Source organism: Desulfovibrio aminophilus DSM 12254 (assembly GCF_000422565.1).
Lineage (GTDB): Bacteria > Desulfobacterota > Desulfovibrionia > Desulfovibrionales > Desulfovibrionaceae > Aminidesulfovibrio > Aminidesulfovibrio aminophilus.
Map to the genome: position 1 here is coordinate 23,064 of NZ_KE383877.1, position 12,525 is coordinate 35,588.

General features: G+C 68.8%; 13 protein-coding genes. 8 read left to right on the forward strand and 5 right to left on the reverse strand.

Features of this window, described 5'->3' with window-relative positions; translation table 11 throughout:
- Positions 1-105 precede the first annotated feature (105 nt).
- The 4 genes from H587_RS0116045 to H587_RS20000 all read left to right on the forward strand — a co-directional run bounded on the left by H587_RS0116045 (position 106) and on the right by H587_RS20000 (position 5,927).
- Positions 106-567, forward strand: a complete 462-nt coding sequence (locus H587_RS0116045; RefSeq protein WP_027177095.1) for a hypothetical protein — start codon at positions 106-108, stop codon at positions 565-567.
- Between the two features lie 87 nt (positions 568-654).
- Positions 655-1,434: a GGDEF domain-containing protein gene (locus tag H587_RS19280; RefSeq protein WP_051203064.1), complete on the forward strand. Its 780-nt coding sequence runs from the start codon at positions 655-657 to the stop codon at positions 1,432-1,434.
- Positions 1,435-1,450: 16 nt separating this feature from the next.
- The gene (locus H587_RS21200) at positions 1,451-3,034 is read left to right on the forward strand and encodes a sensor domain-containing diguanylate cyclase (protein WP_027177096.1); all 1,584 of its coding nucleotides are present in this window, start codon (positions 1,451-1,453) and stop codon (positions 3,032-3,034) included.
- 223 nt (positions 3,035-3,257) lie between these two features.
- Positions 3,258-5,927, forward strand: coding sequence for a PAS domain S-box protein (locus H587_RS20000; protein ID WP_156904602.1), 2,670 nt, complete (start codon positions 3,258-3,260; stop codon positions 5,925-5,927).
- Between the two features lie 6 nt (positions 5,928-5,933).
- Here H587_RS20000 and H587_RS20730 read toward each other — a convergent pair whose 3' ends face one another.
- Together H587_RS20730 and H587_RS0116070 are read right to left on the reverse strand one after the other, a co-directional pair.
- Positions 5,934-6,104, reverse strand: a complete 171-nt coding sequence (locus H587_RS20730) for a hypothetical protein (RefSeq protein WP_156904603.1) — start codon at positions 6,102-6,104, stop codon at positions 5,934-5,936.
- Positions 6,101-8,116 carry a monovalent cation:proton antiporter family protein gene (locus H587_RS0116070; protein WP_027177098.1) on the reverse strand — a complete coding sequence of 672 codons (2,016 nt, stop codon included), beginning with the start codon at positions 8,114-8,116 and terminating at the stop codon, positions 6,101-6,103. The genes H587_RS20730 and H587_RS0116070 overlap by 4 nt, the downstream gene beginning before the upstream one ends.
- Before the next feature lie 132 nt (positions 8,117-8,248).
- Here H587_RS0116070 and H587_RS0116075 point away from each other — a divergent pair, with 132 nt between their 5' ends.
- The 3 genes from H587_RS0116075 to H587_RS0116085 are packed head-to-tail and all read left to right on the forward strand — an operon-like array spanning position 8,249 to position 10,010.
- On the forward strand, positions 8,249-8,938 hold the full coding sequence (locus tag H587_RS0116075) for a DUF1538 domain-containing protein (RefSeq protein WP_051203069.1): 690 nt from the start codon (positions 8,249-8,251) through the stop codon (positions 8,936-8,938).
- Entirely contained in the window at positions 8,935-9,663 is a 729-nt protein-coding gene (locus tag H587_RS0116080) for a DUF1538 domain-containing protein (RefSeq protein WP_027177100.1), read from the forward strand. Before H587_RS0116075 ends, H587_RS0116080 begins: the two co-directional genes overlap by 4 nt.
- Positions 9,660-10,010, forward strand: coding sequence for a P-II family nitrogen regulator (locus H587_RS0116085; protein ID WP_034609799.1), 351 nt, complete (start codon positions 9,660-9,662; stop codon positions 10,008-10,010). Before H587_RS0116080 ends, H587_RS0116085 begins: the two co-directional genes overlap by 4 nt.
- 35 nt (positions 10,011-10,045) lie before the next feature.
- On the opposite strand, the gene H587_RS0116090 is transcribed toward H587_RS0116085, so the two are convergent.
- The 3 genes from H587_RS0116090 to H587_RS0116100 all read right to left on the reverse strand — a co-directional run bounded on the left by H587_RS0116090 (position 10,046) and on the right by H587_RS0116100 (position 11,478).
- Positions 10,046-10,687 (reverse strand): class I SAM-dependent methyltransferase, encoded by a 642-nt coding sequence (locus H587_RS0116090; protein ID WP_051203072.1) that lies wholly within the window; start codon positions 10,685-10,687, stop codon positions 10,046-10,048.
- A gap of 67 nt (positions 10,688-10,754) precedes the next feature.
- A complete protein-coding gene (locus tag H587_RS0116095) occupies positions 10,755-11,237 on the reverse strand; it encodes an acyl-CoA thioesterase (protein WP_027177103.1) in 483 nt (160 codons plus the stop codon).
- Between the two features lies 1 nt (position 11,238).
- Positions 11,239-11,478, reverse strand: coding sequence for a hypothetical protein (locus H587_RS0116100; RefSeq protein ID WP_027177104.1), 240 nt, complete (start codon positions 11,476-11,478; stop codon positions 11,239-11,241).
- 110 nt (positions 11,479-11,588) lie between these two features.
- Here H587_RS0116100 and H587_RS0116105 point away from each other — a divergent pair, with 110 nt between their 5' ends.
- Positions 11,589-12,521 carry a hypothetical protein gene (locus H587_RS0116105; RefSeq protein ID WP_027177105.1) on the forward strand — a complete coding sequence of 311 codons (933 nt, stop codon included), beginning with the start codon at positions 11,589-11,591 and terminating at the stop codon, positions 12,519-12,521.
- Positions 12,522-12,525: the final 4 nt, after the last annotated feature.

Genomic DNA, 12,525 nt, shown 5'->3' on the forward strand with positions numbered 1-12,525 from the left:
GCACGGGAGAGAGCCCCCCGGGAATCCACGCGCCCCGCCCATTCAATCAGGTCTTGAAATTCCCGCTTCAAGCTGTATCATCGGAGAAACATTGGAGTCCCGCCCATGCTTCCGCGTCTCGCCGCCCTCTCGGTCCTGCTCCTCGCCGCGTTCTGCGCCGTCGCCGCCCTGGCCGACGACCGCACGGGCTTCGCCGACAAGCCCGCGCCCACGGATTTCCGGGGCCTGCCCTTCGGCGCGGCCATCGCGGGCCTGCCCGGCCTGACCCCGGTGCCGAGCCAGAAGGATTCCTACTACCGCAAGGACGAGGAGCCGACCTACGGCAAGGCGAAGATCGTCTCCGTGGCCTACTACGCCCGCGAGGGCAAACTCTTCGCCGTGGGCATGGCCGTGGAGGGCGAGGCGAACATCTTTCTGGTCCAGGACCGGCTCATCCAGCAGTTCGGCCAGGGCAGCCAGAGGGGCGACCAGTACGGCTGGATCTGGCCTTCCTTCTCGGTGGTCCTCAAGCGCGTGAACAAGGACAAGGCGGCCGTGTACTTCACGCAGGAACGGGCCGGACGTTAGAAATCAACGCGGGGCGCTGGATTTTCCCCCAGGCCCTCGGGTAGACCGGATCAGGCCCGCCGCCGTCCGGGCGGGCGCGGAGGTTCCATGCAGCGCACCCGACCCGCCGTGTTCTACGGCCTCACCCTTCTGGGCCTGGCCCTGCTCTTCGCCCTGGGCTTCATGGGCTATTACGACCTGATCCTGAAGAACAAGGCCGAGACCGCGGCCTGGGCCGCCCAGGCCGGGCTCATCGTGGTGGGCGGCGGACTGCTCCTCTTGGCCCTGCAGGCCTTGATCGTGTTCCGCGCCTTCATCGGGCCGCTGGCCCGCGACGAGGAACGCCTGGACGAGCTGGACGAGGCCGTGCGCCGCCTCACCATCACCGACGAGCTGACCCACGTATACAACCGGGCCAAGCTGGAGGAATGCGTGCTGCGCGAGATCGAGCACGTGCGCCGCTACAAGGCCAAGGCCGCGGCCCTCATGCTCGACGTGGACGGCATGGGCGACATCAACCGGACCCAGGGCGACCGCGCCGGGGACCGGCTGCTGGCCGACCTGGCCCGCCTGCTCACCCGCCGGGTGCGCAAGAACGACCTCGTCTTCCGCTGGCGCGGCGACACCTTCGCCGTCCTCGCCCCGCACATCGACGGCCCCCAGGCCGAACGCTTCGCCCGCAAGCTGCGCGCCGAGATCGCGGCCACCGAATTCCAGGACGGCCTGCGCGTCAGCGTGAGCGTGTCCGCCGCCCAGATCGAGGCCGGGGACACCCCGGACGCCTTCCTGCTCCGGCTCAGGGAAGGCCTGGAACAGGCCACGGCGAAGCGGAACGAGGCTGGGGAGGAGTTCGAGCCCGCCGGAGAGTCCGGAGCGGTTCCGGCCTGACCGGCAACCTGACCGCATGACCTCCGGCCCCATCCCCTCCGGCTCGCGGCCGTGCGCCGGGCCTGGCCTGCCCGTGCGCTTCGCGGTTCTCTTCCTGCCGCTCTGCCTGCTCGTTCTCGGCGGGCTGTACGCCTACCGCTCCCTGGAGGCCGCCGGACGCGCCGAGACCGTGAAGGCCCGCCAGATGGGCCGCGTGAGTCAGGAGGTCCAGGTTCTGGAGACGGCCCTGGCGGCCAGCGCCGCCGACGCCGCCTTCCTGGCCGACATGACCTCCACCCTGCTGCGCGAGGCCGGGGAACGGGCCCCGGAAGACATCGCCGGGGTGCTCTGGTCCTTCGCCTTCGTCAACCGGGGCTACGCCCGCATCCAATACCTGGACGCTTCCGGCGTCGAGACCGCCAGGGTGAATCTCCACCCCCAGGGCCCGGAAATGGTCCCGGGCCCGCGTCTGGCCGACCGCTCCGACCTGCCCGATTTCCTGGAGGCCCGCGGCCTGCCCGGCGGCTCGGTGCGCGTCTCGCGCCTGGAGCTGAACGCCGAGGACGGCCGCCTGGACGCGCCGCCCACCCCGGTGCTGCGCTTCTCCTCCCCGGTCTTCGGCCCCGAGGGGGTCCGCGCCGGGGTCGTGGTCCTGGCCCTCAAGGGCGACCTGCCCCTCGAGCGGCTGCGGCTGGCCTCGGCCGTCCCCGGCGGCCCGTTCCTCATGGCCAACGCCCAGGGCTACTGGCTCCTGGGGCCCTCCCCGGACTCGGAATGGGCCTTCCAGCTCGATGGACGGCCGGAGGGCACCCTGAAGCAGCTCTGGCCCGACGCCTGGGAAGCCGCGCGCCGGGACGGGCAGGGGCAGATCCCGGTGGACGGGGGCCTGCTCACCTTCGACACCGTGACCCCGGGCCAAGGCTACACCCTGGGCGCGGACCTGCGCGTGCTGCCCGCCGAGGAATGGCTCCTGGCGGTGCACACCGCCGAGGACAGCTTCAACCCGCCGACCGGGCCGCTGTTCTGGTTCTTCACCGCCGGGCTGGCCGCGCTCCTGGCCGTGGTCTCCTGGTTCTGGGCCCAGGCCCGGCTGCGCCGCGACCAGGCCGAGGCCCGGCTGCGCGAGATGGCCACCATCGACGGCCTCACCCACCTCTTCAACCGCCGCCACTTCCTGGAGACCGGTCAGGCCGAGCTGGAACGCGCCCGGCGCTACGGCCGCGCCCTGAGCCTCGTCATGTTCGACGTGGACCACTTCAAGAAGGTCAACGACACCCACGGCCACGACGCGGGCGACGCCGTGCTCCGGGCCCTGGCCGACACGGCGCGCGCGGCCCTGCGCCAGGCCGACGTGCTCGGCCGCCTGGGCGGCGAGGAGTTCGCCGCCATCCTGCCCGAAACCGACCTCAAGGCCGGAATGGAGACCGCCGAGCGCCTGCGCCGGGCCGTGGAGAAACTCGAGGCGCCCCACGGCGGACGCGTCCTGCGGCTCACCGTGAGTCTGGGCGTGGCCCAGATCCGCGAGGGCGAAGACCTCGACGGCCTGCTCAAGCGCGCGGACCAGGCTCTCTACGAGGCCAAGAACTCCGGCCGCAACCGCTCCGGCTTCGCCGGTTCATAAAAAGGCGGGAGAGGCTTCCGCCTTTCTGAAAAGCCCCGAAGGGGCACGGCTTCGCCGGTTCATGGAAAGGCGGGGGAGGCTTTCGCCTTTCTGAAATGCCCCGAAGGGGCACGGCGTTCCGAAGAGCGGCGAAGCCCGGAAAACGCCCGGCTCCAAAGGCCGACATGAGGCTTGCTTCCTGTTCCTTATCCTGTGATACAATAGGAAAAAATTGGAAGCCGCCATGCCGCCCAAGACGAACACCACGCTCCAGCACTTCCTCGGCCTGTTCCTGCCGCTGGCGCTTCTGGTGTCGGGTGTCTCCTTCGCTTACTGGCTCCAGGACGGCAAAGCCCGCCTCGACGTCATCCAGAACCGCGAAATGGCCCGTGTGACCCGTGAGACCAAGATCATGGAGATCTCCCTGACCGCGCGGGCCGCCGACGCCGCCCTGCTGGCCATGCGTGTGGGCGCGGAGCTGGAGCACGGCGATGACCCCCAAAAAAACATAGAGGAACTGCTCCTCTCCTTCGCCGCCATCAAACGGGGTTTTCTGGTGGTCCGTTTCCTGGACACGTCAGGCATGGAGAAAGCCCGCGTGGACATCGGACCTGACGGGCCCAGCTGCGTCCCCAGGAACCTCCTCCAGGACAAGTCCGGGCGTCCGGCTTTTCGTCCAGCCCTGTCCCTGCCCTTCGGCCAGGTCCACGTATCGGAAATGGGCCTCATCGTCGAACAGGGCCGCATTGCGGAACCATTGACTCCGGCGCTGCACTACGCCAGCCCGGTGCGCGGCCCGGATGGCGACAAGGCCGGACTCATCGTCCTCAGCATGGACGGCAACGTGCCCCTGGACCGACTCCGCCAGGCGGAAGACGCATCCATAGGCCGTCCCCTGCTGGTGAATCACGACGGCTATTGGCTTTTAGGCCCCACCACGGAACAGGAATGGGGCTTCCTGCTCCCCGGACGCCCGAAGCCCACGGTGCGGGACACGTGGCCCGGGGCCTGGGATCGGATTCGCGGCCAGGGGCGGGGCCAGTTCCTGCTGAACGGCGCACTGTATACCTTCGATACGGTTGATCCCGGCGCCACCTCCGGCCTGCGTTCCGAAATCACGATGGTCCCCACGGAAAGATTCCTCCTGGTCTCGCGGGTTGGAGCCGGACAGCTCCGCCCCCCACAGAGCCTGACCTTCCTGGCCATGACCACCGCCCTGCTCACCTTGCTGGCCCTGTTCTCATGGATCTGGGCCCTGGCCCGAAGCCGCCGTGACCGCGCCCTGGATGATCTGCGGCGCAGCGAGGAGACGGCCCGGGCCATCCTGGACGCGCCCCAGGACGCGGCCTTCTTCCTCACGGATATGGACGGCCGCGTCCTCACCGCCAACGCCGTGGCCGAGGAACGTTTCCAATCCATTGCCCCTCTTGGGAACTCGGATATAAGCTTGTGGGATATTGGAACCTCGGAACTGATCGCGCGCCGCCGTGATCTGTTCGACTTCGCCGCCCGCACGGGCGAACCCATTCGCTTCGATGACGAGCGCCTGGGCATGATCCTGGACAATACCTTCTACCCCATAAGCGGGGAGGACGGGGCCACGCACCGGATGGTCATGCTCTCCCGCGACGTGACCGCCGAACGCCAGGCCCAGGAACGCCTGCTGACGCTCTCGCGGGCCGTGGAGCAGAGCCCGGCCATGGTCGTCATCACCGACGCCAAGGGCGACATCGAGTACGTCAACCCGAGCTTCACCGAGAAATACGGGTATTCGGCCGAGGAAGTCCTGGGTCAAAACCCCCGCATCCTCAAGTCCGGCCGCCACGACGCGGCGTTCTATCAGGCTCTCTGGCGAACCCTGGCCGAGGGCCAGGACTGGGTCGGGGAAATCTGCAACCGGACCAAGGACGGCCGGGAGATATGGGAAAAGGCGTCCATCTCGCCGGTGCTCGACGAGGCGGGCCAGACCACCCACTACGTGGCCGTGAAGGAGGACGTCACCGAGCAGCGCCGGGCCTTGCGGGCCCTGGCCGAGAGCGAGGAGAAGGTCCGGGCCATGAGCGAGGCCTCCCAGGACGGCATGGTCATGATCGACGACCAGGGTCGGGTGGCCTTCTGGAACCGCGCCGCCGAACGCATCTTCGGCTACTCCCGGCAGGAGATGCTCGGCCAGAAGCTGCACACCGTGGTGGCCATGGAGGAGGACGCGGGCAAGGCCCGCGAGGGCTTCCCGGACTTTTCCAGGACCGGCGCGGGCGCGGTGGTCGGGGTTCTCACGGAGCGCACCGCCCGGCGCAAGGACGGCTCCACCTTCCCGGCGGAACTCTCGGTAGCCGCCTTCCGGCTCCAGGACCGCTGGTGGGCCGTGGGCACGGTGCGCGACATCACCGAACGCAAGCGCGCCGAGGAACTGCTGCGCGAACTGGCCACCACCGACGGGCTCACCGGCCTGACCAACCGCCGCCACTTCCTGGAGCGCGGTCGGACCGAACTGGAGCGAGCCCGGCGCACCGGCCACCCCGTGAGCTGCATCATGTTCGACGTGGACCATTTCAAGAAGGTCAACGACACCTACGGCCACGACGCGGGCGACGCCGTGCTCAAGACCCTGGCCCGCACGGCCCGCGAAACCCTGCGCGGCATGGACGTGCTCGGCCGCATCGGCGGCGAGGAATTCGCCGCCATCCTGCCCGAAACGGACCTGGAGGCCGCCCTGCACGCCGCCGAGCGCCTGCGTCTGGCCGTGGCGTCCATGAACGTGGAACACGACGGCCGCCCCCTGCCCGTGACCGTGAGCCTGGGCGTGGCCCTGTCCTCCGGCCCGGACGAGTCCCTGGACGACCTGCTCCGGCGCGCGGACCAGGCCCTCTACCGCGCCAAGCAGGGCGGGCGGAACAAGGTGGTCGGGGAATAGGACCGCTCAGGAACGGCGCCGGTCGTCCCCGTCCCGCTCCCCCTCCCGGCCGCCGGGCTTCCCGCCGCTGTCGCCCGGGCGCCCGCCGTCCTCCGGGGCCTCGGTCCGCCCGCGCTCCCCGGGACCGCGCCGTTCCCCGCGCAGCACGCGCAGCAGCGTCTGAACCAGGATGCTCATGCCTCGACCCAGGCCCGCTTGCGGGCCAAAAACAGCCCGGCCTTGGCCGCGATGTCGGTTGAAGAACCGAAGACGTAGGCCACGTCCCCGGCCTCCAGGCGCAGGGTGCCGTCCGGGTTGGCCAGCATGTCCCCGCCCCGGCGCACGGCCACCACGGTGAGCCCGTGGGTCTTGCGCAGGCCGGTCGCCTCCAGGGTCAGGCCGTCGAGCATGCAGCCCTCCTCCACGGTCAGGCCGCTCACGTCGTAGCCCGTGAAGTAGCGGGACAGGGCGGCCAGGGGTTCGCTGGCGATGTTCACCTGGCGGAGCATGTCGTAGCTCTCGGAACGGATCTCCTCGGTAAAGCGCTCGATCTCCGCCCGGGGAACCATGTAGCGGGTCAGGGCGCGGGTGAATATCTCCACCGAGGTCTCGAACTCCTCGGGGATCACGTCGTTGGCCCCCAGGGCGCGCAGGGGCTCCACCTCGCTGACGAAGCGGGTGCGCACGATGATGTGGATCGACGGCTTGACGCGGTGCACGGTGTCGGTGATGCGCCGGATGGCCGCCGGATCCGAGACCACGACGACCACGACCCGGGCGTGTTGGATGCCCGCGTGCTCCAGCACGGCGGGCTGCGTGGCGTCGCCGTAGGCGATGGGCTCCCCGGCGGCCGAGGCCGTGCGCACGGTGTCCGGGTTCATCTCCAGGATGGTGTAGGGAATCCCGGCGGTCTTGGCGGCCCGGGCCAAGTGCCGTCCGCCCACGCCGAAGCCGATGATCACGATGTGGTCCCGGAGGTCGCAGCCCGCGTGGCAGACCTGCTCCATCTCGCGCTCGAAGGACCGCTTCCGCATCAGCGAAGGCAGCGGCAGGCGCAAGATGCGGTCCGCCGCCTGGGGCGAGATCGCGATGAGCAGGGGCGTCAGGGCCATGGTCAGGATGCTGGCCGAAAGGAACAGCTGGTAGGTGTCCGGGCTCAGAAGCCCGAAGCCCAGGCCGGTCTTGGCCAGGACGAAGGAGAACTCGCCCACCTGGCAGAGGGCCAGACCCACCAGGATGGCCGGCCGCAGGGGGTAGCCCAGGATGAAGGCCGCCAGCCCAGCCAGCAGGGCCTTGAGCAGGAGCACGGAAAGCGTGACTCCGGCCACCAGCAGCGGGTTGTCCAGCAGGAATTGAACGTTCAGGAGCATGCCCACGGAGATGAAGAAGATGCTCGTGAATACGTCCCGGAAGGGCAGGATGCCCTCGAGAGCGCTCAGCGAATACTCGGACTCGGACATGATCAGGCCGGCCATGAACGCGCCCAGGGAGAGCGAGAGGCCCATGCTGGACGTCAGCCAGGCGATGGACAGGCACAGGGCCAGGGTAGTCAGCAGGAAGAGTTCGCGGCTGCGGGTGCCGACAATGAGGCGCAGAATCCGGGGGACGATCTTGCGGGCCAGGAAGAAGACCAGAAGGATGAGGCCGCCGCCCTGGAGGGTCAGGTAGAGCAGGGAGGAGCCCAGGGCGGGCGTTTTCCCCGAGAGATAGGGCATGAGCAGCATCATCGGGACGATGATCAGATCCTGGAAGATGAGGATCGACAGGGAGACCCGGCCGTGCGGGCTGTTCATTTCGGCCCGCTGCTGGAGGATGCGCAGGACGATGGCCGTGGAGGAGAGGGCAACCAGGAAGCCGAAGAAGGTGGCCTGGCCCGGCTCGTAGCCCAGGGACACGGCCAGCCCGTCGAAAACGATGATGGTCAGGAGCACCTGGGCCGCGCCGCCCAGGAAGACCGGCTTCTTCAGCCGGGCCAGCTCGCCCAGGGACAGCTCCAGGCCGATGGTGAACAGGAGCAGGACCACGCCGATTTCGGCGATGGTCTCGACCTCATGCACGGCCTTGACCAGCCCGAAGCCGTAGGGACCGGCCAGCACTCCGGTGATCAGGAAACCGACGATGGGCGGAAGTTTGATCTTGTAACAGGAGTAGATGACCGCGATGGACAACCCGAAAATGATGACGAACTCGCGAAAAAAAGGTAGTTCCATGCAGGCTTTCATCCTCACCTCGGGGTCGTCTGTCAAGGGCTTTCTGTCTTTCACGACGTCCCGGCCCCGGGTCCAGCGCATACCACGACCGCCGGGAGCTCCGCCGGGCTCCGGCGCACGAGGGAGGTCAGCTTGGCGAAAATCCCCCGCGATTTCCTGGAAACGGCCGGTTCGCTGCTGCCCGTCACCCTGGTGGTGCTGCTGCTCCAGGCCGCCCTCGGCTTCCTGGACGCCGAGGGGCTGGCCCGCTATCTGGGCGGCACGATCCTGTCCACGGCCGGGCTGCTGCTCTTCCTGCGCGGCGTGAACATCTCCCTGCTGCCCTTGGGAGAGTTGGTCGGCGGACAGCTGCCGCGCGTGTCCTCGCTCTGGCTTCTGCTCTGCCTGGCCTTCATCGTGGGGGCCTCGGCCAACGCCGCCGATCCCTCGCTCCAGATCCTGGCCCAGCACATGAAGACCACCGCTGGCGAGGTAAACCCGGCGCTTCTCCTCCTGGTGGTGGTGGCTGGCATCGGAGTCTTCGTCAGCCTGGCCCTGCTGCGCATCGCCCTGGGCCTGCATCCGGCGCTGCTCCTGGGCCTGGGCTACGGGCTGGTGCTGGCGCTCTCCCTGGTCGTGCCCGAGGCCGCGGTGCCCATCGCCCTGGACGCCGGTGGCGTGGCCACCGGCCCGCTGACCGTGCCGTTCCTCATTTCCCTGGGGCTGGGCTTCGTCTCGGTCCTGGGCGGCCGGAACACCTCCTCGGACGGCTTCGGCCTGCTGGGCCTGGCGGCCCTGGGGCCGGTGCTCGGCGTCATGCTTCTGGGAACGGTGCTGGGATGAGCCTCCTGCTGGATTTCATCGACCTGCGGGGCACGGCCCGGGACGTGCTCCTGGGCTTGGCCCCCTTGGCGGCCATCGGGCTGATCTTCGGCCTGCGGGCCAAACTGCCGCGTGAACGCCTGCTGGCCATGGCCCGGGGCGCGGTGCTCGTCTTCGCCGGCTTGGTTCTCTTCCTCCAGGGCGTCAAGACCGGCTTCCTGCCCACGGGCGAACTGCTGGGCAAGGCCCTCGGAACCCCGGAACGGGCCGTCTGGCTCGCGCCGGTGGGCTTCGCCCTGGGTCTGGCCGTGGCCGTGGCCGAACCGGCGGTGCGCATTCTGGGCGACCAGGTGGAACGGGCTACCAGGGGCTCCATCCGCCGGAAGGTCATCATCGTGGCGCTCTGCCTGGGCGTGGCCCTGGCCGTGGGACTGGGCATGGGCCGCATGCTCCTGGGTCTGCCCATTCATTTCATCACCGTCCCGGGCTATCTGCTGGCCCTGGCCATGCTGCCGTTCTGCGGCCGGGTCTTCGCGCCCATCGCCTTCGACTCCAGCACCGTGGCCACCGGACCTCTCGTGGTCAGCTTCATCTCGGCCGTGGCCCTCGGCGCGGCCGAGGCCATGGATCACACGGACCCCCTGCTGGACGGCTTCGGCCTGGTGGCGGTGGTGGCCCTCGTTCCAGTGCTCTGCGTCATGGCGGCCGGAGTCGTCCACACATTGAAGACGAGGAGAACGTCATGAAACTCCGCAAGGATTTCGATCTGATCGTGACCATCGTGAACAAGGGCTGGAGCGACAGGGTGGTCGGCGCATCCAAGCGGGCCGGAGCCGAGGGCGGAACGATCATCTTCGGCCGGGGCACGGGCATCCGCGAAACCCAGACCTTCTTCGGCATTCCCATCGAGCCGGAAAAGGAGATCGTGCTCACGGCCGTGCCGGAGCGGCTCACCGAGCCGGTGCTGGAGGCCATCGTGGAGGCGGCCGACCTGGAGAAGCCGGGAACGGGAGTGGCCTTCGTGCTGCCGCTCAAGGCCGTGGCCGGAATCTGCCACCTCATGGGCGGTGAGGCCGCGCCGGGAGAGCGCTAGAAGACGCGCCCCGTCCGGGCGCCGGAGAACGGCTCCTAGGCCTTTTTCCGGAGCATCATCTGGAACACGTCGGATTCGTGGCCGTTCATCGTGCGGACAGCGACCTCCCGTTCCCACTCGACCTGGAAACCGGCGAGCAGCCGCCGCACCCAGGCCATGTCGTGGTGCCGGAACACGGCCCCCTCGGTGCGGAACATGCCGAACGTGCCCAGTTCCCGTTCGAATTCGCGGTACCGCGCCCTGTTCCTCTCGTCCCGCTGCAGGGGATAGTCGCTGACGAAGAGCAGGCCGCCCGGGGCCAGCAGCCGGTTGATCTCACGGATGACGCGTTCCTGGCCCGCGTCGGAGGGCACGCAGGTGAGAAGCGCCACCAGAAGGCAGGCGTCAAAGGAGCCGTCGCCGAAATCCGGCGACAGGCCGTCGAAGACGCGGAGGTCCAGGCCGTCGCCCAGGAGCTTTCCGCGCCGGACCATTTCCCCGGAGATGTCGATCCCGGTGACGTTGTCGTAGCCGAGGCCGGAAAGTTCGGAACAGACGCGGCCGTAGCCGCAGCCGTAATCCAATATCCGCGCCGAAACCGGAAGAAAGTCCCGAAAGACCAGGGTCGGGATGGGGTGGGAAAACGTCTTGGAAGAAGCGGCTTGGTCCCAATATTCCAGTTGGACATCCATGCTCATGCGGGTGCCTACCACTCCGCGCCCCGGGCCTCAACCCTCCGGTTCGCCCGGAGCGGGCCCATCCGGGTCAGCCCCGCTTCTTCTCCAGGCTCTTGGCCTCCTGGCGGAGCTTGCGGCGCATCTGGGCCTCGGACATGCGGCGGCGGTCCTCGTCGGTTTCCGGGACCATCGGCGGCACGGCGTGGGGCTTGCCGTCCTCGCCCATGCAGACGTAGGTCACGTAGGCCGAGTTCGTGTGGCGCACCTCGCCGGTCATGAGGTTCTCGGCCTCCACCCGCACGCCCACCTCCATGCTCGTCCGGCCGACCATGTTCAGGCTGGCCTTGAGGATGACCATCTCGCCCACATGCACCGGGGCCAGGAAGTCCGTGCGGTCCATGCTGGCCGTGACCACGTTCTTGCGGCAGTGGCGCTTGGCCACGATGGCCCCGCAGATGTCGATGTACTTGAGGACCACGCCGCCGTGGCAGTTGCCCGCCGGGTTGGCGTCCGAGGGCAGGATGAGGTGGGCCATGGTCACGGCGGTCTGGGCCGGGGTCTTGCCGTTCATGTCAGTCTCCCTTTGTTTTGCCGAACCGCACCCGGGCCTCCCAGACGAGCCGTCCCACGCGGCGGCCCAGGTCGGTCTCGCGGGTCTTGAGCAGGGCCTCGGCGGCCTGGCGGTTGCCCTGGGACTTGAGCAGGGTGGCGGACTCCAGGTCGCGCAGGTAGTTGGCGCATTCCCGGAGCACGGACGGCAGGTCCAGGGTCTCCAGTTCTCGCGGCACCCGCACCGATTTCACCTTGCGCATGACGAGCCTCCGGCGTTGTCGATCCGTATGACGCAATCGATGACAGACCGGCGCGCCCCCCGTCAAGTGCGGGACTGGCCTTTCGGCCCCCCCCGCGCTAGAATGGGGGAATGCATCGCCCTCTTTTCGTCCTCATCATCGCGTTGGCCGTGTTCGCCGTGGCCTCGGCCGGGCTCTCCGGCAAGGTGGAGCCCTTCTACACCTGGTACTGCTGCTTCGCCTGGTGGCCCGCCATCCTGGCCACCCAGGCGGCGGTCAAGCTCAAGGGCGGCCGGTCCACGCTCTTCGACGACCCGCGCCTGTTCGCCACCCTGCTCCCGCTCTCGCTGACCTTCTGGCTCGTGTTCGAGGCCTTCAACTTCCGCCTGGACAACTGGAGCTACCTCAACCTGCCCCAGGCCCTGCCCTGGCGCTGGCTGGGCTACGTCCTGTCCTTCTCCTCGGTGCTGCCCGCCCTGACCACGGCGGCGGACCTCCTGGAGCACACCGGACTCTTCGCCAAGTCGCGCGTCAGGCCCCTGGTCCGGCCCGACGGCCTGCGTCCCGTGCTCCTGTCCGCCGGAACGGCCTGCCTCGCGCTGCCGCTCATCGCGCCGACGCTTTTCTTCCCCCTGGTCTGGGGCGGCTTCGTGTTTCTGCTGGAGCCCTGGCTGTACAAGAACGGCGGGGATTCGCTGCTCGCGGACCTGGAGTCCGGACGGCCCCGGCGGCCGCTCCTGCTCATGACCTCCGGGCTCCTGTGCGGGTTCTTCTGGGAGCTGTGGAACTTCCGGGCCGGAGCGCGCTGGGTCTACGACATCCCGCTGGCCGCCGGGCCCAGGATCTTCGAGATGCCGCTGCTGGGGTTCCTAGGCTTCCCGGCCTTCGCCCTGGAGTGCTTCTGCCTGATGAGCGCCTTCTTCATCCTGCGCCGCCGCATCTCGGTCCTGCCCCCGGCAACGCGCAGGCTGGCCTGGGCCGCGCTCATCCTGGCGGCCGCGGCCTTCGACGTCTGGGTCATGCGGGGCATCGACCTCTGGACCGTGGCCACCGTGGCGGGGTGATCGG

Excerpts from the sequence above, each read along its gene's own strand:
- H587_RS0116045 (WP_027177095.1), top strand. The coding sequence starts at position 106 with ATGCTTCCGCGTCTCGCCGCCCTCTCGGTCCTGCTCCTCGCCGCGTTC.
- H587_RS19280 (WP_051203064.1), top strand. The coding sequence starts at position 655 with ATGCAGCGCACCCGACCCGCCGTGTTCTACGGCCTCACCCTTCTGGGC.
- H587_RS21200 (WP_027177096.1), top strand. The coding sequence starts at position 1,451 with ATGACCTCCGGCCCCATCCCCTCCGGCTCGCGGCCGTGCGCCGGGCCT.
- H587_RS20000 (WP_156904602.1), top strand. The coding sequence starts at position 3,258 with ATGCCGCCCAAGACGAACACCACGCTCCAGCACTTCCTCGGCCTGTTC.
- H587_RS20730 (WP_156904603.1), bottom strand. The coding sequence starts at position 6,104 with ATGAGCATCCTGGTTCAGACGCTGCTGCGCGTGCTGCGCGGGGAACGG.
- H587_RS0116070 (WP_027177098.1), bottom strand. The coding sequence starts at position 8,116 with ATGGAACTACCTTTTTTTCGCGAGTTCGTCATCATTTTCGGGTTGTCC.
- H587_RS0116080 (WP_027177100.1), top strand. The coding sequence starts at position 8,935 with ATGAGCCTCCTGCTGGATTTCATCGACCTGCGGGGCACGGCCCGGGAC.
- H587_RS0116085 (WP_034609799.1), top strand. The coding sequence starts at position 9,660 with ATGAAACTCCGCAAGGATTTCGATCTGATCGTGACCATCGTGAACAAG.
- H587_RS0116090 (WP_051203072.1), bottom strand. The coding sequence starts at position 10,687 with ATGAGCATGGATGTCCAACTGGAATATTGGGACCAAGCCGCTTCTTCC.
- H587_RS0116095 (WP_027177103.1), bottom strand. The coding sequence starts at position 11,237 with ATGAACGGCAAGACCCCGGCCCAGACCGCCGTGACCATGGCCCACCTC.
- H587_RS0116100 (WP_027177104.1), bottom strand. The coding sequence starts at position 11,478 with ATGCGCAAGGTGAAATCGGTGCGGGTGCCGCGAGAACTGGAGACCCTG.
- H587_RS0116105 (WP_027177105.1), top strand. The coding sequence starts at position 11,589 with ATGCATCGCCCTCTTTTCGTCCTCATCATCGCGTTGGCCGTGTTCGCC.